The organism is Streptomyces sp. 7N604, from assembly GCF_052245475.1.
GTDB lineage: Bacteria > Actinomycetota > Actinomycetes > Streptomycetales > Streptomycetaceae > Streptomyces.
Genome location: NZ_JBQQBX010000109.1, coordinates 1 through 554 on the forward strand (window position 1 = coordinate 1; position 554 = coordinate 554).

The window sequence follows — 554 nt, forward strand, 5'->3', positions numbered from 1 at the left end:
ACCCTCTGCGGCCTCGGTGAAGTCGGGGGCGGGGAGGGCGGAGCGGTCGAGCTTTCCGTTCACCGTGATGGGGAGGGCGTCGAGGGTCATCACGGCGGCGGGGACCATGTAGTCCGGCAGCCGCTCGGCGACGTAATCGCGCAACGCGGCCGGTTCCGCATCGCCTTCGGGGACGACGTAGGCGACGAGCCGCTTGTCGCCGGGGCGGTCCTCCCGTACGACGACGGCGACTTGACCGACGTTCTGGTGGCCGGCGAGGACGGCCTCGATCTCGCCGGGTTCGACACGGAAGCCGCGGACCTTCACCTGCTCATCGGCACGGCCGCCGAAGACCAGCTCGCCGTCGGCGGTCCACTTCGCGAGGTCCCCGGTCCGGTACATCCGCCCGCCCGTGAACGGGCACGCCACGAAACGTTCCGCCGTCAGCCCCGGGCGGCCGAGATAGCCGCGGGCGAGGCCGGGGCCCGCGACGTACAGCTCACCTGCCACGCCCTCGGGGACGGGGCGCAGGTGCTCGTCGAGTACGAAAGCCTGGGTGTTGGTGATCGGCCGGC

The 554-nt window shown here is 72.0% G+C and carries 1 protein-coding gene; it reads right to left on the minus strand.

Annotated elements, in window-relative coordinates; genetic code table 11:
• Nucleotides 1-554: AMP-binding enzyme (locus tag ACTWP8_RS38225; RefSeq protein ID WP_443326649.1), on the minus strand; the 554-nt coding region annotated here is incomplete at both ends.